Raw genomic sequence first — 17,547 nt, 5'->3', positions numbered from 1 at the left:
AGATATAAACTATAAATAAAAAATTCTGTCCTACAATGTGAAATTCACAATATAAAAGTTAAAGAAAATAAAAAAAACTCTTAAAAGAGTTTTATTATCAACATATTTTTAGCTGTTAAGTATAAATTAGGGGCTGCCAACGACAACCCCTTGAAAACTATTAATATCTTTCAGTGTATAATTCAAAGTAAGCTTTTGGATGTAAACATGCTGGACATAATTCTGGAGCTTCTTTTCCTTCAAAAATAAATCCACAATTTCCACATTTCCAAAGAACTACTTCTTCTTTCTTAAATACAGTTCCATCTTCAACATTCTTTAATAATGCATTATATCTTCTTTCATGCATATTTTCTACTTCACTTATTTTATCATAAGCTGCTGCTACTGCTGGGAATCCTTCTTCTCTTGCTATTCTAGCAAACTCAGGATAATCGTGAGACCATTCTTCATGTTCTCCAGCAGCTGCTGCTCTTAAATTATCTGCAGTGCTTTCATATAATCCTACTGGATAAGCTGCATTTATTTCAATAGCTTCACCTGCAAATTCATCTTTTAAGAATTTATAGAATCTCTTTGCATGCTCTTTTTCTTGTTCAGCTGTTTCCATAAATATGTTTGAAATTTGAACAAAGCCTTCTTTCTTAGCTACACTTGAATAATAAGTATATCTAGTTCTAGCTTGACATTCACCTGCAAATGATTTCATAAGATTTTCTGCTGTTTTTGTACCTTTTAGACTTTTCATTCTATCACACTCCTATAATATAATTTGATTTTATACTAAACTTCCTATGTTTCTATTATATTACAGTTTATCCTTATTTTCAAAGTCTAAATTTACAATTAATATGAATCGTTCAAATATTGCATCAATTTATTTCATTTTACTTACTCATATTTACTTTTATTAAGGATCCCTCAATTTTAACTTATTTTATAATTGATTTAATAATTCATAAACTTTATCTTTTACGGCAAGTCCTTCTGAAAATGCACTAGCACTTCCAGTAGCTACTCCCATTTTAAAAGCTTCCTTTAAAGAATTACTTTTTAAGTATCCAGCTATAAATCCGGCTACCATTGAATCTCCTGCCCCAACAGAGTTAATTAATTTTCCTTTTGGGGTATTTGATTTAATAACTTCTTCATCTTCATTTATAAATATAGCTCCATCACCAGCCATAGATACTAATACATTCCTAGCTCCCATTTCTCTAAGTTTTTTAGCATATATTATTATTTCTTCTTGGCTATTCAATTTAGTATTGAATAATTCTCCTAATTCATGGTGATTAGGCTTAATTAAAAAAGGCTTATACTTAAGAACTCTTAATAATAGATTTCCTGTTGTATCAACAATAAATTTAATCCCTCTATTTGATAATCTCTCCATAATATCTTCATATATATCTTCAGATAATGTATTTGGTATACTTCCAGCTAAAACTAGAATGTCTCCATCCTTAAGAAAATCTAATTTTTCATATAACTTAGTTAAATTATTAGCGCTTATCTCAGGTCCTTGAGCATTTATTTCCGATTCTTCTTTAGATTTCATCTTAATATTGATTCTTGACATTCCCTTTTCAAGCTTTATAAAGTCAGTTTTACATCCCAAAGACTTAACTCTTCTCTCAATTTCATCACCAGTAAATCCAGCAATATATCCTAACGCTACATTATCAATTCCTAGATTATTTAATACTATCGAAACATTAATCCCTTTCCCTCCAGCATAAAATTCCTCAAAATCTGTTCTATTTACTTCTCCAATCTTTAGATTCTTAACTCTAACTATATAATCTAAAGCTGGATTAAAAGTTATAGTATAAATCATAGTTTTACACCTCACAATTTCTGTTTTATTAAAATATCTTGAATCCTCTAACCTAGTAATTATTATAATAGCTTCATCTATTTCGCCAAAAGCTATGCAACCTATTTAATTAAATTTTAATTTCTCTGCTAAAATAATTTTAGATGTTTCATCTGTTAACATAAATAAAACTTCCTGTATATATAATACAATGGTTCTCACTTAAACCCAACCATTTCCACTTAGAATAAGTCAACCATATTTAAAAACATCTATAAATAATCACAACTATTTTTAATATCCTCACTTTTCCAAATGAGAAAATAATTAGTTAAAAAAAAGTCATTTTAGTGATCTAAAATGACTTTTTTATTTATTATTATGTTATCTTTTATATTTTATTACACTATCTATTAACGGCCTACACCTTCCACAAGTAGTTCCAGCTTTAGTTAATTTGCCTACCTTTTCAACAGTATCTGCACCATTTTTAATAATTTCTTCAACTTCTTTCATCGAAACATCATTACATCTACATACAGATTCTAATATTCCAATAACTTGGCTTGTACACCCTCCACAGCAAGTGGCAGCACCTGTAATTTCCATAATATCCTCTAAACTTCTAGCTCCCTCCACCATTGCATTTCTTATCTCTAAATAGCTAACATCTCTACATCTACAAATTTTTATTCCCCTAGCCATAAAAAACCTCCAACTTTTTTTGTAATACACCTTTATATTTTTTAAATTTTCTATATAATTATAAAGGTATGATAATTTATAATCAAGATATTTTGCATTTAGAATGTATATTATATTGTTAAATTTTAAACATTTTTCTTGCAATTACATTTTATTAATGGTACAATTTAAATGATAAGCATTATTTGTTGAGAGCTATTTTCAAGCCTTTAGTGCTAATAATTTTAAAAAAAGGGGTGCAATGCATGAAGCAAGAATGGATCAACTTTAAAGAAGGTCAATGGACTAAATCTATTGATGTTAGAAACTTTATCCAACTTAACTACACAGAATATAAAGGTGACGACAGCTTTTTAGCTGGAGCTACTGATGCAACTAAAAAATTATGGGATGAAGTAAGTGAACTATTTAAAAAAGAAAGAGAAAACGGTATTTTAGATTTAGATACTGAAACTGTTTCAGGAATAAATGCATATAAAGCTGGATATATAGATCAAGCTTTTGAAAAAATAGTTGGGGTTCAAACTGATGCTCCATTAAAAAGAGCCGTTATGCCTTTTGGTGGAATAAGAATGGCTGAAAATGCTGCAAAATCATATGGCTATGAAGTAAGCCCTAAGATTTCAGAAATATTCACTAAATATAGAAAAACACACAACCAAGGTGTTTTCGATGCTTACACAGATGAAATGAGACTTGCAAGAAAATCTGGTGTTATCACTGGTCTTCCAGATGCTTATGGTAGAGGAAGAATCATAGGTGATTACAGAAGAGTTGCTCTATATGGAGTAGATAGATTAATTGAAGATAAAATTGCTCAAAAGAAGAGTTTAGAAGTTAAATGCATAGATGAAGATATTATTAGATTAAGAGAAGAAATCTCTGATCAAATCCTAGCTTTAAAAGAATTAAAAGGCCTAGCTGAAACTTACGGATTTGACATTTCTAAGCCAGCAACTAATGCTAAAGAAGCTATCCAATGGTTATACTTTGGATTCCTTGGAGCTATAAAAGACCAAAACGGTGCTGCTATGTCTCTTGGAAGAACTTCTACTTTCTTAGATATATATATAGAAAGAGATTTAAAAGCTGGATTAATTACAGAAGAAGAAGCTCAAGAATTAGTTGACCATTTCGTTATGAAATTAAGACTTGTTAAATTCTTAAGAACTCCAGAATACAACGATTTATTCTCAGGAGATCCAACTTGGGTTACTGAATCAATCGGTGGTATGGGATTAGATGGAAGAACTTTAGTTACTAAGAACTCTTTCAGAATTCTTAACACACTATATACTTTAGGACCATCACCTGAACCAAACCTAACTGTACTTTGGTCAACTAGATTACCTCAAGGATTTAAAGATTTCTGTTCAAAGGTTTCTATTGATACAAGCTCAGTTCAATATGAAAATGATGATTTAATGGCTCCATACTGGGGAGATGATTATGCAATTGCTTGTTGTGTATCTGCAATGAGAGTTGGTAAGCAAATGCAATTCTTCGGTGCTAGAGTTAACTTAGCTAAAACTTTACTTTACGCTATAAACGGTGGTAAAGATGAAAAGTACGGAATGCAAGTAGGACCAAAACTAGCTCCTATCACTAGCGAATACTTAAATTATGATGAAGTAATGGAAAAATTCGAAATAATGACAGATTGGTTAGCTAACCTTTATGTTAATACTTTAAATGTTATCCACTACATGCATGATAAGTATTCATATGAAAAATTACAAATGGCTTTACATGACAGAGATGTATTTAGAACAATGGCTTGTGGTATAGCAGGACTTTCAGTTTGTGCTGACTCACTTTCAGCTATTAAATATGCTAAAGTTAAGCCAATAAGAAATGAAGAAGGAGTTGCTATTGATTTCGAAATCGAAGGCGATTTCCCTAAATACGGAAATGATGATGATAGAGTTGATGATATAGCTGTATATCTAGTTGAAAACATGATGAATAAGATCAGACAAAACAAGACTTACAGAAATGCATACCACACTCAATCAATATTAACTATAACTTCAAATGTTGTTTATGGTAAGAAAACTGGAACTACTCCTGATGGAAGAAAAGCAGGAGAACCATTTGCTCCAGGTGCTAACCCAATGCACGGAAGAGATAGCAGTGGTTCATTAGCATCATTAAACTCTGTTGCTAAATTACCATATGAACATTCACAAGATGGTATTTCAAATACATTCTCTATAATTCCTGATGCTTTAGGAAAATCTCCTGAAGACAGAATTAAGAACTTAAGTGCATTAATGGATGGATATTTCGGCCAAGATGCTCATCACTTAAATGTTAATGTATTTGATAGAGAAACTTTATTAGATGCAATGGAACATCCAGAATTATATCCTCAATTAACTATAAGAGTTTCAGGTTATGCTGTAAACTTCATTAAGTTAACTAGAGAACAACAATTAGATGTTATAAACAGAACATTCCACAAATCAATGTAATATAAAAAAGAACTGCCTCAAGGCAGTTCTTTTAATTTTATTTTGAAAACTCTTTTAGGAGTTTTTTTATCAATTATTCACTTTTAATTATTCTTTACTTAGCTGTTTACGCACTCAAAACTTGCCTTATCACTATCTAAATCAAATATTTTCTCTTCATTTTTATAAAATTTGAAATTTGCTTTACATGATATATTTTCATATATAGTTCTTATCATTTCTCCACCATTAGGAGCTAATAAGCTTTGAGGAGATACTTCTTTTATTTTTACTTCCAATCTGTATATTCCTCTTTTTATTATTAAGCCCTTTTCATCATAAGAAATTAACTTTACTCCATTATATGTAGCTAATCTATATTCCTTGCCTTTATAGTACACTACTGCTATACATCCCTTAAATTCAAAACCTAAAAAAGGTATATCAGCAATAGATACCATTATACTAGTTTCTTCTGTAGAATAGTCATTACATTGTAACCATAAATACCTCTTAGGGAAAGACCTCCCCCAATCTTTTTCTATGTATCCTATCCCATTATTAAAAATTAATTCTTTACTATTTACCACTATACTTCCACTAACTCTATGCTTCATACTTAAGACTCCATGGAAGCACTCCATAAATGGAAAGTATGCAAAAGGCCCCATAATATCACCTCTAATTGGAGTAATATCACTATATATAAGCCTTCCCTTAATATTGATATCTTTATTTCTTATATTTAAAATCAGACCTTTTGTTGAAAATATACTGTCTTTTATCTTAATCGTAAGCTTATCTTTACTTATAGAAAAGTCTCTAAAATCATAATTTACATTATATGATTCTTCGTCAGTAATTATTTGAATGAAAGCATACTCAGTTCCATCTTTACTTATGTTGACTCCAGGAATAAATGCAATACTTTTATCCTGAATTTGATGTTTAAAATACCATCCTTCAAAAAAGCTTTTCTTATTGCCGTAATCATACTTATTCTTCATATTTTAACTCTTTAATTGATGGTGAATCTAATAAATTACCTTTATAATCAAACCTTGATCCATGACAAGGACAATCCCAAGATAAGTCATCATTATTCCATTTTAGTTCACAACCTAGATGAGGACATTTTGTAGATACTGTATGAACTTCCCCCTTATCTGTTTTATATATCCCTACTTTTTTACCTTCATACATTATTACATCCGCTTCTCCATTATTAACATTTTCAATAGTCGCTAATGGTAGTCTTATCTTTTCCGCTATAAAATTATATGTAGTTTCAAGTCCATCTATTGCTAAGTTTTTAATTGATGCAGTAAAATCAAATCTACTTGGGGAGAATATTTCATTAAAATCATATTCTTCACCAGTAATTAATCCACTTATTATAATGGCAGAGACCATAGATGAAGTCATTCCCCACTTATTAAATCCAGTAGCTACATATACATTAGGCATTTCTTTTGAATAGTATCCTATAAATGGAATCCCATCAGAAGTAATGCAATCCTGAGCTGACCAGTGATACTCTTCTACTGAATTTTCATATAACTTCTTAGCAAAATTTCTAAGCTTATCATATGACCCACCTACTTCATTATTCCCAGTTCTACCAGCAGCCCCACCAAGTATTAAATAATCCTTGTATCTTCTAAATGAATATCCTCCATCCTTTTCATCTATATACATTCCATTTAATATCTGAGCATTTTTTAAAGCAATAACATATTCTCTTTCTTGATGCATTCTTAAGAAATAAAAGCCTGGAACATTTATAATTGGGAAATGAGTTGCAACTACTATATGCTTAGCTTTAATTTCTCCCTTATCAGTTATTACTGTATTTCCCTTAACTTCTATAGCTGTAGTATTTTCATATATAGTTAAATCCTTTGCTATAAAATTTAAAAACTTTATAGGATTATAATTAGCTTGATTTTTAAACTTAACAGCCTTTGCAACTTCAAATGGAAGCTCTGTTTTATCTACTAATTCAGCATCAATTCCTAATTTCATGGCGGCTTCATATTCTTTAATGATCTTTTTAGGATCATCTAAGGAATAAACATAAGCATCTTCTTTTTCAAATTCACAATCAATATTATTCTTTTTTATTATCTCTTCATAATTCTCTAGAGCAAGTTTATTTGCATCTGCATATCTTTTAGCATTTTCTTCTCCATACTCTTTAATTAATTTATCATATATAATGTTATGTTGTATTGTTATCTTTGCAGTAGTATTAATAGTATTTCCTTTTAGAACCTTACCTCTATCTATTACTATTGCCTCTACTCCCTTTTCCTTAAGTTTATAAGCAGTAAGTAACCCTGCAATTCCTCCCCCTATAATTAAAACCTCTACCTCTTTTGACCCCTTTAATTGATTCTTTCCTTTTATATCATAACTTTCACTCCAAATGGATTTCATAATATCACTCCTAAATAATAATATTTTCTTATTATTTAGTATTACCTAATCTCTCTCTAATTATTGGATAATTATCTATTATCTCTATAAAATTTTCTATCCTTTCAAAGGTATCCTTACTTAATACATGCTCTATTTTTTCAGTTTCCTCTAATACATTTTTAGTAGCTCCAATAATATTTAAAAACTTTTCCACAGTATTATGCCTATATAATAGATATTCTCCATATATATTCCCATCCTCAGTTAATCGTATATAACCATATCTCTCATAAATAACTAAACTCAATTCATTTAATTTTCTTATCATCTTAGTTGTAGATGCAGGTTTCACATTGAGCTCTTTTGATAAATCCCCTACCCTAGTAAATCCCTTATCATGTGATAACCTATAAATCATTTCTATATAGTCTTCCATTGAAGCTGTAATAATTCCTATATTTGACTTCAAGTAATTATTAAATGTATAAAAACCTTTTGACATAATAATTCCCCCAAACATTTACTGCCTTAATATATCTATATTTTAGATTCCAATATTAATTCATAAATATTCTTTATTAGTATCAAAAGATCTATGTATTAATTATGTTGATTTGACACATATTTTTTTATATTAAAAATGACTATATCATAATTCACTTGTAATTATTATGATATAGTCATTTTGTAATTATATAAATCTTATTATATTAAACTTTAAATTTATTAATCATGTCGTTTAGATTTTTAGCATTATCCTTTAATCCTTCTGCCTCATTAGCTATTTCTTGTAGTCCTGAAGATTGTTCTTCTGAAGCAGCGCTTAGCTCTTCTGTAATTGCAGCTGTTTCTTCTCCTACAGCTGATACTTCTGAAATTTTAAATACAACATTATCTTTGCTCATGGTAATTATATCTAATGAATTCGTTACTTCTTCAATATTAGTTTCTAATTCATTAATTATTTTATCAATTACTTCAAACTTAATTTTAGTTGCAATTAAACTTTCACCAGTTTCATCATTCAATTTGCTAGTTTTCAATATCTCTCTATCTAATTCACTTATACTTCTCTTTATTTCATCTATTACTAAATTAATTTCTGATGCTGATTTTGCTGATTCTTCTGCAAGTTTTCTTACTTCTTCAGCTACAACTGCAAATCCTTTACCTACTTCTCCAGCTCTAGCAGCTTCAATACTTGCATTTAGAGCTAGAAGATTAGTTTGTTCAGTAATTGATTTAATTACTTCTACTATAAGTCCCACCTGATTTGATTTTTCAGATAGTAAATTAACCTTATTAACTATATTATCATTTGCTTCTTTATTTTGAGCATATTTTTCGCTTAATTCCTCAATAGCTATCATACCTTCTTGTGAAGAAGACTTAACTTCATTTGAAGTTTTAAGCATTTTTTCAGAGCTTGCAAGTGATTTATCAATTTCTTCTTCAAGTCCACCAACAATTCTAACCCCTTCTTCTAATTGTGCTGCTTGGTTAGTTGCTCCTTGTGCAATTTCTTGAACAGATTTAGCAATTTCTTCTCCAACATTACTTGATTCAGATATTATATTAAATAATGTGCTACAACCTTCATTAACACCTTCAGATGCTTCTTTAACTCCAGATAATAAAACTCCCATATCATGTACTAATGCATTAGCACCTTCTAACATAGATGTTACTTCTATATTATAATGCTCATTTATCTCTGCATATTCAGTGAAATTACCATCTTTTATTTTATTTATAATTTTAACTACTTCCTTAATTGGAGACGTTAATTTTCTTGTAAATATTCTTGAAGAAATTATCAATACTGCAATTGCTAAAACTAAAATTATAGCAGGTATTACAAGTTCTTTTACATATAAAGATATAAGTTCCTTACTTTGTACAAATACACAAATTGTATATCCACTTTCCTTTTCAATAACTTTATTTACTGAGTAATTTAAATCATTTATTTTAATATACTCACTTTTTCCATCCTCAATATTAAGAACCTTTTCTATCCATGGTAGATCATTAGCGTTTTTTCCTATCATATTAGAATCTTCATCAGCTATTATTGTTCCATCATTTGTGAAAATAGTTGCATAAGCATTATTTATATCATCTATCTTCTTAACTGTATCTGATAACTTTTCTAAATTTTTATCTATAGCTATAACTCCTTGTAGCTCTCCCTTATCATTAAAGACAGCCTTAGAATAAGGAACCATTATTTTTTTACTAACTACATCAATATAAGGCTGTGATACTACAACTTCTTCAGGGTTATTTATAGCATTCTTATACCACTCCCTTTGCCTTGCATCAAATCCTTCTTCTGTTTCAACATTAGGTGCTATTATAAACCTACCATTTTCACTTGCCATATAAACATTGGCTACATCATCATTTGCATTTAAGAAATTCTCTAATGACTTTTGAAACCACTGAGCCTCATTATTCTTACTATCTTTAAAACCTTTAGCATTAGCATCAGAGGCTAAAAATGCTAGGTTTTTTTCAGTATTCTTATGATCAATTGATAGCGCTTCTTTAATTAAGCTTATATTTCCATTAATAACAGAGTTATTTACATTTATAATATTTCTATTTAAAAAATATGCATTTACTCCAACTATTAAGATAATTGGTATTATTGAAGTTAATAATAATAAATGAATTATTTCTCTTTTTAAAGAAATCCTTTTTTTCTTTATTTCTTTTTCGCTCATTTGTTTCCTCCTTAAGTTTAAATAATTTAGTTTATATTTAATTTATCGTTTCTTATTACGTAAAATTAATATAAAATTCAATATTATTTCACTTTTCTTTACATGTAATTTATATATATTAATAAAGTTATTAACTGAAAAATTTAGATATCTCAATTAATATGACTTTAAAGTTTAAATTTAATCTATAAGCACACTTTATATCAAATAAATTTAAAAGATTTTAAAATAATAATGTCCTTAAGTATATTCTTATTTATCTAGTTTTTAATAACAAAAAACATCATTGAAGTAAATTTCTCATTCTTCAATGATGTTTATATAATTTAAATTATTCAATCTTCATCGTCATATTTCATGCTATTATAAATGTCCTTTACATCAATAATTGCATTTCTTCCAATATTTAAAAGGCTATCTACATGTTCCTCTTCATTTAAAGATGCTGATATAACCATTGATAAATTCATGCCACTAATTATTCGATACTTATCATCGTTAACTAAGTATTTCATTGCATTATTACAAGGCGATCCCCCATATAAATCTGCAAATACAATAACCTCTTCATATTTACTTAACTTATCTATCTCATTTCTTAGTTTATCAATAAACTCTTCACTCTGATCTCCACTCTCTAAACAAGTGTAATATATATCATCAATAGTCCCAGTAATCATCTTGATAGATTCTTTTATTTCTTTAGCTAATTTCCCATGTGAAATTAGTAATATAGCTCTATTCATCTCTCAGCTCCATTCTCCACACTTATTATGTAGAAATATTTTTGTAAGTTATGCAACTAGTACACCCATCATTGAAAATATTATAGATATGGCAATTACAAATAAAATAAGTTTTGTAGTTGTCATTCCTTTTCTTCCTGCTAACCAATAAAGGGCAAATGCTAGTAATGCTTGTGGTAACTTAGGCATTATTTTATCAAAAAAACCAGCCTGTAAATCTAACGGTGTTGAAAATATATTTATTGTTCCAAGATTTATAGAAACCATAGATGCTAACATGGATCCTACAACTATTAATCCTAATACAGACACAGCCTTTGTTATAGATTTCAATTTATCACTATATGCTCCAATTAGATTAGCTCCTTGTTTATATCCTAATCTAAATAGAAATGGTCTTAAAATAAATAGTACAAACATATACCAAACTTCCCAGATAATTAATCCAAGGGGATTACCTTCAGCTGCCATAGTAGCTGCAATACTTCCGAAAACTACTGAATTCATAACTGCAAAAATTGTATCTCCTATACCTGACAGAGGTCCCATTAAAGATGTCTTTAATGAACTTACTGTATCAATAGCTTTAATTCCTTCTTGCTCTTCAATTGCAATATCCATACCTAATATTAAATGCGTCATTTGAGGAGTACAATTATAAAATTGTGAATGAGCAACTAATGCTTTTTCTTTTGCTTCTTTGTCATCACCATATAACTTTTCAATAACTGGTAGCATTGTTGTTAAGTACCCTGACCCTTGCATCTTTCCATAGTTCATGCAAAGCTGCCCCATCAATACCCATCTCCAACTTATCTTTTTTAGCTCTTCCTTAGTGAATTTCTTACTCATCATAATCATCTCCTTCAAAATCAGCTACATTCTGATTTACTACTAGCTGATTAGTATTAGTTGAATTCTTATATATTATCATAGCTATAACAATACCAAAGATAGCTATACCTATTGTATTTAATCCTAAATATGCAGATAAGGCGAAACCTAATAAAACAAAATGAATATTTTCTTTTGTTGGTAAATATTTTAGTAATATAACAAATCCTACTATTGGTAACATACCACCCGCAATTTTAAATCCATTAACTAACCAAAGTGGTGTATATGTATCTAATAAAGCAACTAAACTTGGTCCAACTATTAAACCTAAAGCAACTGGTATAGCTCTTCCTAAGAATAGAGGAACTGCACCTAATAGATTGTATTTTTGAATAGCTTTAAAATCTCCTTGCTCTACAGCCTTATCAATTCTACCTTGGAAGAATGAATTACACATTTTTGCAAGAACATCAAGTTGAATTGTAAGTGCGGCTACAGGTATTCCAAAAGTAACTACATATTCTTGAGCAACATCCACTCCACCACTAATTGAGGCTAGTGCAATTACAAGAATTGTTGCAGAACGATATTCTGGTATAGAGGAACCCCCTATTGCTGCCATTCCTAGTGCTAATAGCTGGAATGTACCTCCTATCATTAATCCTAGTTGAAAATCTCCTACAATTAACCCAGCTACAACTCCTGTTAATACTACATTATGATATGCTCCTGTCATAAAACTCATAGCATCCACATAACTTAACCCTGCAAATAGTGTAAGTGCAGTAATTTGCCATGCTTCTAATACCATTATAATTCCCCCTTTTATATTATTAAATTAATTCTTTATAATCTTCACTTGTATCTCCTGGTGTCATTTGTAATGTTACTTTAACTCCAAAATCACAAATCTTATTTAAAATTTCAATTTGCTCTTCATTAACAGATACAGATTTTCTTAGTCTTCTTGAATTTTTATCTCCAGATATATTACCTAATATAAGATGCTCAAATTTAATATTACCCTCTAACAAATTTAAAAAATATATTGGTTTCTTACATACAATAAAAATTCTTTCATCTGCATATTTATCAGAAGATAAATTTAAAATAGCCTTTTCAATAGATAATATTGATAGTTTACAGTTTGATGGACACGCCATTTTTAATGCCATCTTATCAATGCTACTTTTTATAATATCATTATCTATAACCATTATTCTTTCAGCACCTAATCTATTTGTCCATGCAGTTGCTACTTGTCCATGAATTAATCTTTCATCTACTCTTAGTCCTACAATATTACTCATTATTTTTCCTCCTTTTTTCTAAGTAATTTACAGAATCAAATTCTGTCGAATACATAATATGACCACTTACATTTTCTATTCTATAAGCCTTACCCCATTCAGTATCAATGAGTTCATAGTTAATTTCTTCTCCCACTATATTAGGTTTTGTAGAATTCATAAGTAACTCACACTTAAACTCCTTACCTTCTTCTGGGAACACATAAACAGTTGCATTTTTAAGACCTTCTAATAATACTCTTCGTTTCATTACCATACTAACTGGTCCATATTCACTCATTGAAATCGGTCCATTTTCAGCTTGCTTAACAAACACTCTACATTCACGATTAAAAGATCTTGGAAAATTATATATACCATAACCTTCTTCAATATAAACTTCATGCCCAATAAGGATAGGAACTCCTAATGGGAATTTCAGTTTTACAGCAACTGTTGTATCTGGAAAATATCCAGAAAACATAAACGCATTATTATTTCTATGAATTGTTAATGCTGGTAAATTTGAATTAATATTCTTCTTTTCAAATTCAATATGATAATCAAAATACTTTAATGCATATCTAAGTTCTAATGCACTATTAAAGTATAATTCTGGTGAATATGGAACTAATAAATTACTTCCTTCTTTTAACTTATTAGGATTACTTCCTCTTAGCCAAATAACTCTACCACCTATATCCCTACAAATTCCTGATACTCTTTCTGATTTGCCATCTGTTACTGTTGAAAATACTACAGACTTATCATCTTTTTCTTTAATAACAGTATCTATATATCCATCTGATAAGTGTATATTGTGATGTATCTTATCAGATTTTCTTTCTGTAATAAAATCATTAAATAGTTTATTATACACTGTTAGATCTTCTGAAATTCCTTCTACTATTTTAATGTTTAGTAATTCTAAGATTTTATTACTAGCTTTAGTTAGGGAGCCATAAATAATTACTTTGCCTCCATCTTTTATATATTTTATTAAAGCCTCTTCAAATATTGAATTGCTATAAGGAACAGGGACTACTAATACTGAACCATTATATATCTTAACATTATTATTTATATGCTTTGCAAATATTTCTGTTGAAACAACTGTGCTTATTGGCAGCCCTCCATTTATGGCAGAAGTTATATACCAGTCTTCAAAAAAGCCTTTTTGCAAGTTATATTTCCCATCATATTTATCAATATTCTGATACTCATTAAAGGGATATACCCATACAATAGGTGCTACTTTATCAGGCTTTATTTTTTGAGCCTTTAATATATGAGGTGTTATTGTATTTACAGCTTCTTCTGGCATTTCTCCAAATGAAGTATCTACTGTTAATAAATTTAAATATCTCGGTGTTTCTATCTTCATATCATCCGACACTCTAGAAATAGCCATTGGTAAATAAATATCATGTGGCTCTCCTTCATACCTATCAAACCAAGGACTATTAACCCACCAAGGATCATGTAAGTAAAACCTATACATATATCCTCTGTCTTTTGGTAATTCAGCGATTCTTGACATATACCCAGATAACTCAAGTCCAAAATTTTTATCTAAAGCTGCCCAAGGTGAATTTGGAGGTGGTACGATATTAAAATCTCCATTATATATCTCTTTTGTAGCAACACCATCTGTTGCAAAGTCTATACCTATACTTAAGTTAGTTCCTCTAGTTTGAACTTCATAATTAGGACATCCTTCTCTAAATAATCTCCAAAAGTTCAATGTTTTTTCCTTCACTTCTTGAACACTTTCTAGATCCTCACAAAATTTTTCACCATCAAATAATGCTCCTGTAGTCGCCCAGTTTTCAGCTCCAAATCCAAAACCATTAGAAAACCATATATAATCGAAATTCATATCTTTTAAAAATTCATTTGATTGCTTACCTAAGAAAGTTGCAAATGGTGTTCCTTCTTCTATTCCATTTGGATAAGCCTTGTACTTAAAAGTATCTCTATGTAGAGTCTCGTAACTTACTGCAAAGCTTTTGTCTCCCATAGTTCCAGCTGTACAAATTTCTGGATGTCTACTATATTTAAATTCAGAAACCGCAAATTCAGGACCTGGATCAAAAGTTGCACCTATCTTTATATTTTTCCCAGTAATTCTTTTACCTATAATTTTCAATTTAGAAATAATTGACTTAATATCACCATATGTAAATTCAGGAGGGTTATCTATATACAAATATCTTCTTGCATGTGGACTTAATTTATCTGGATCTTTCTTTTCATCCCAGTCTCCATGAAATTCATTTGCTCTTCCTATATACTTTGCCCATTCTATTTTCTTATTTTCTTCCCCTGAATATTCTAGTATCTCACTTCCATCACCAATCCATAATAATACACAAATTGTATCTGAATCTTTAACTAAGGGTTTCCATTGTTCAAAAAGATTACAACAAATACTTTCAATATATCTTTCTTCATTTACTTTAAATGGTTTCAAGCTCATTTCAAGTGTAATTTCTCTAAAATTTTCCACTCTATACTTACCTCCCTTTTATTCTGTCTTGCTCCTAGGATTAACTTAAGTATATGTCGGATTATATTCATAATTCAATAACTCTAAAACACTTTAAATCATCGTTCCTATAATTCAAAGTTATTCCTATTTAAAACTGGAACTATGTTTCAAACAAGACATAATTTATTTACAATAAATTTGTTTTTTGATATAATATTTTAAAAATTTACTAGCTTTTTTCCTTATAAATATACTAATAAAGAAAGGAGAGCTATGAAATTTACCACTAAAAAGTTATGTAATTTTCATACAAATTTATTATGAATCTACTAAAATCAATGGAGAATAATGATATTTTTTCCCAATCTGAACTTATAATTAGAAATTATGTTTTAAATCAGAAAGAAAATATAATGAGTCTAACTGTAAATGAAATAGCATCATCAAACTTTGTATCTAAATCAACATTAACAAGATTCTCACAGAAACTTGGCTTCTCTGGATGGAATGAATTTAAACTAAGTTTTCTAAAAGAATTGAATATTGAAAAAGTAACTTTAAGTAATGTTGATTATAATTTTCCTTTTTCTGAAACTGATAGTCCTTTAAGTATCGCAAATAAACTTCAAATTATGAAAAAAGATACAATAAGTCATACTTATAACCTTCTTGATGTAACTACACTTAGACAATCCCTAGAACTTTTATGTTCACAAGATCATATACATATTTTCGGAGAAGGTTATTCTCTTATCACTAGTACCGATTTCTGTTATCGCATGATTAGAATAGGTAAACATGTATCTAATTCAAATGAAATGGGAATGAGTTACATTGCAAGAACATTAAATAAAAAAGATCTAGCTATAGTAGTTTCATATAGTGGTCGGACTAAGTCTGTCCTTAATGCTACTTCAATATTAAAGAAGAATAATGTACCAATTTTATCAATAACGACTAGAGAAGATAATCCAATAAGTGAACTTAGTGATATTTCTCTTTACTTACCTACTAAGGAAGACCTTTATTCCAAAATTGCAAATTACTCCACTGTAGACTCTATGAGATTTATTTTCGATATTCTATTTAGTATATATTTCAACACTAACTATAATTTAAATTTAAATAAAAGAATTTCAATTGCTCGAATAGTTGATAAAAAGAATGATTAAGAGCTTTTAACTATAGTTAACCCATATTCTAATTAAAGAAATAAAAAAGAGCCTAGTACTTTTTTATAATACTTAGCCCTTTTAAATGTTAATGGTATTTCTTTATAATTACTGCAAAGAAATACCATTAACATTTATATATTACTTTTTAATGTTCTCTTTAGGAATTCACGAGTACGTTCCTTCTTAGGATTATTAAAGATTTCTTCAGGCCTTCCTTCTTCTTCTATTATTCCATCATTCATAAATACTACTCTATCTGCTACTTCTCTTGCAAATTCCATTTCATGTGTAACTACAAGCATTGTAAGCCCAGTATGAGCAAGTTCCTTCATTACCTTTAGAACTTCTCCTACCATTTCAGGATCTAAAGCTGAAGTTGGTTCATCAAATAATATTACGTCTGGTTCCATAGATAATGCCCTTGCTATTGCAACTCTTTGCTTTTGTCCCCCTGATAACTGTTTTGGCTTAGCATTTATATATTTTCCCATTCCAACTACATCTAAGAACTTCATAGCAATTTCTTCTGCTTCTGATTTGCTTCTTTTTAAAACCTTCATTTGCCCAACAACGCAATTACTTAATACATTATGATTATCAAATAAATTAAATTGTTGGAATACCATTCCTAGTTTAGTTCTATACTTATATATATCGTGATTATCATCTAATATATTTTCACCATTATATATAACTTCACCACCTGAAGGCTTTTCAAGTAGGTTTACACATCTTAAAAGAGTTGATTTTCCTGACCCAGATGAACCTATAATACATACAACTTCACCTTTTTTAACTGAAAAGTTAATATCTTTTAAAACTTCATGGTCTCCAAAAAACTTATTTAAATGTTTTATTTCTATAACATTTTCCATTTGATCT

The 17,547-nt window shown here is 29.2% G+C and carries 15 protein-coding genes; 2 read left to right on the top strand and 13 right to left on the bottom strand.

The features are described 5' to 3' along the window. Positions 1–160: 160 nt before the first annotated feature. The 3 genes from GPX08_RS14500 to GPX08_RS14490 form a co-directional block, all read right to left on the bottom strand. Complete coding sequence (locus GPX08_RS14500; protein ID WP_156627544.1) at positions 161–748, bottom strand: rubrerythrin family protein; 588 nt, start codon at positions 746–748, stop codon at positions 161–163. A 189-nt stretch (positions 749–937) separates the two neighbouring features. Beyond that, on the bottom strand, positions 938–1,840 hold the full coding sequence (gene pfkB / locus GPX08_RS14495; RefSeq protein WP_156627543.1) for a 1-phosphofructokinase: 903 nt from the start codon (positions 1,838–1,840) through the stop codon (positions 938–940). A 363-nt stretch (positions 1,841–2,203) separates the two neighbouring features. Next, a complete protein-coding gene (locus GPX08_RS14490) occupies positions 2,204–2,524 on the bottom strand; it encodes a (2Fe-2S)-binding protein (protein WP_156627542.1) in 321 nt (106 codons plus the stop codon). A 245-nt stretch (positions 2,525–2,769) separates the two neighbouring features. Between GPX08_RS14490 and pflB the strand changes: the two genes are divergently transcribed. Further along, complete coding sequence (gene pflB, locus GPX08_RS14485) at positions 2,770–4,998, top strand: formate C-acetyltransferase (RefSeq protein WP_156627540.1); 2,229 nt, start codon at positions 2,770–2,772, stop codon at positions 4,996–4,998. Positions 4,999–5,096: 98 nt separating this feature from the next. Here the strand turns inward: pflB and GPX08_RS14480 are convergent, their stop codons facing one another. From GPX08_RS14480 to GPX08_RS14440, 9 genes are all read right to left on the bottom strand, one after another. Continuing rightward, positions 5,097–5,984: a hypothetical protein gene (locus GPX08_RS14480; RefSeq protein ID WP_156627538.1), complete on the bottom strand. Its 888-nt coding sequence runs from the start codon at positions 5,982–5,984 to the stop codon at positions 5,097–5,099. Continuing rightward, on the bottom strand, positions 5,974–7,416 hold the full coding sequence (locus GPX08_RS14475) for an FAD-dependent oxidoreductase (RefSeq protein WP_156627537.1): 1,443 nt from the start codon (positions 7,414–7,416) through the stop codon (positions 5,974–5,976). The genes GPX08_RS14480 and GPX08_RS14475 overlap by 11 nt, the downstream gene beginning before the upstream one ends. Positions 7,417–7,447: 31 nt before the next feature. Beyond that, entirely contained in the window at positions 7,448–7,900 is a 453-nt protein-coding gene (locus GPX08_RS14470; RefSeq protein WP_156627535.1) for a DtxR family transcriptional regulator, read from the bottom strand. 208 nt (positions 7,901–8,108) lie between these two features. After that, positions 8,109–10,127: a chemotaxis protein gene (locus tag GPX08_RS14465; protein WP_156627533.1), complete on the bottom strand. Its 2,019-nt coding sequence runs from the start codon at positions 10,125–10,127 to the stop codon at positions 8,109–8,111. Positions 10,128–10,462: 335 nt separating this feature from the next. After that, positions 10,463–10,873, bottom strand: coding sequence for a PTS mannose transporter subunit IIA (locus tag GPX08_RS14460; RefSeq protein ID WP_156627532.1), 411 nt, complete (start codon positions 10,871–10,873; stop codon positions 10,463–10,465). A gap of 48 nt (positions 10,874–10,921) precedes the next feature. After that, positions 10,922–11,725 (bottom strand): PTS system mannose/fructose/sorbose family transporter subunit IID, encoded by an 804-nt coding sequence (locus GPX08_RS14455; RefSeq protein WP_156627582.1) that lies wholly within the window; start codon positions 11,723–11,725, stop codon positions 10,922–10,924. Beyond that, entirely contained in the window at positions 11,718–12,521 is an 804-nt protein-coding gene (locus tag GPX08_RS14450) for a PTS sorbose transporter subunit IIC (protein WP_156627530.1), read from the bottom strand. The genes GPX08_RS14455 and GPX08_RS14450 overlap by 8 nt, the downstream gene beginning before the upstream one ends. 22 nt (positions 12,522–12,543) lie before the next feature. Next, a complete protein-coding gene (locus GPX08_RS14445; protein WP_156627529.1) occupies positions 12,544–13,020 on the bottom strand; it encodes a PTS mannose transporter subunit IIAB in 477 nt (158 codons plus the stop codon). Beyond that, positions 13,013–15,508, bottom strand: coding sequence for a hypothetical protein (locus GPX08_RS14440; RefSeq protein WP_156627526.1), 2,496 nt, complete (start codon positions 15,506–15,508; stop codon positions 13,013–13,015). Before GPX08_RS14440 ends, GPX08_RS14445 begins: the two co-directional genes overlap by 8 nt. A 302-nt stretch (positions 15,509–15,810) precedes the next feature. On the opposite strand from GPX08_RS14440, the gene GPX08_RS14435 reads away from it, so the two are divergent. Beyond that, a complete protein-coding gene (locus GPX08_RS14435; RefSeq protein WP_156627525.1) occupies positions 15,811–16,662 on the top strand; it encodes an SIS domain-containing protein in 852 nt (283 codons plus the stop codon). 134 nt (positions 16,663–16,796) lie between these two features. Here the strand turns inward: GPX08_RS14435 and GPX08_RS14430 are convergent, their stop codons facing one another. Next, positions 16,797–17,540 (bottom strand): ATP-binding cassette domain-containing protein, encoded by a 744-nt coding sequence (locus GPX08_RS14430; protein ID WP_156627523.1) that lies wholly within the window; start codon positions 17,538–17,540, stop codon positions 16,797–16,799. Positions 17,541–17,547 lie beyond the last annotated feature (7 nt).

Origin of the sequence: Clostridium tertium (genome assembly GCF_902652255.1) — a bacterium.
In the GTDB taxonomy this organism is placed as follows: Bacteria; Bacillota; Clostridia; order Clostridiales; family Clostridiaceae; genus Clostridium; species Clostridium tertium_A.
The sequence above is the reverse complement of the archived record's forward strand: the minus strand, read 5'-3'. Positions and strand labels throughout refer to the sequence as shown.

Coding starts and splice junctions, on each gene's coding strand:
- GPX08_RS14500 (WP_156627544.1), bottom strand. CDS start 748: ATGAAAAGTCTAAAAGGTACAAAAACAGCAGAAAATCTTATGAAATCA.
- pfkB (WP_156627543.1), bottom strand. CDS start 1,840: ATGATTTATACTATAACTTTTAATCCAGCTTTAGATTATATAGTTAGA.
- GPX08_RS14490 (WP_156627542.1), bottom strand. CDS start 2,524: ATGGCTAGGGGAATAAAAATTTGTAGATGTAGAGATGTTAGCTATTTA.
- pflB (WP_156627540.1), top strand. CDS start 2,770: ATGAAGCAAGAATGGATCAACTTTAAAGAAGGTCAATGGACTAAATCT.
- GPX08_RS14480 (WP_156627538.1), bottom strand. CDS start 5,984: ATGAAGAATAAGTATGATTACGGCAATAAGAAAAGCTTTTTTGAAGGA.
- GPX08_RS14475 (WP_156627537.1), bottom strand. CDS start 7,416: ATGAAATCCATTTGGAGTGAAAGTTATGATATAAAAGGAAAGAATCAA.
- GPX08_RS14470 (WP_156627535.1), bottom strand. CDS start 7,900: ATGTCAAAAGGTTTTTATACATTTAATAATTACTTGAAGTCAAATATA.
- GPX08_RS14465 (WP_156627533.1), bottom strand. CDS start 10,127: ATGAGCGAAAAAGAAATAAAGAAAAAAAGGATTTCTTTAAAAAGAGAA.
- GPX08_RS14460 (WP_156627532.1), bottom strand. CDS start 10,873: ATGAATAGAGCTATATTACTAATTTCACATGGGAAATTAGCTAAAGAA.
- GPX08_RS14455 (WP_156627582.1), bottom strand. CDS start 11,725: ATGAGTAAGAAATTCACTAAGGAAGAGCTAAAAAAGATAAGTTGGAGA.
- GPX08_RS14450 (WP_156627530.1), bottom strand. CDS start 12,521: ATGGTATTAGAAGCATGGCAAATTACTGCACTTACACTATTTGCAGGG.
- GPX08_RS14445 (WP_156627529.1), bottom strand. CDS start 13,020: ATGAGTAATATTGTAGGACTAAGAGTAGATGAAAGATTAATTCATGGA.
- GPX08_RS14435 (WP_156627525.1), top strand. CDS start 15,811: ATGAATCTACTAAAATCAATGGAGAATAATGATATTTTTTCCCAATCT.
- GPX08_RS14430 (WP_156627523.1), bottom strand. CDS start 17,540: ATGGAAAATGTTATAGAAATAAAACATTTAAATAAGTTTTTTGGAGAC.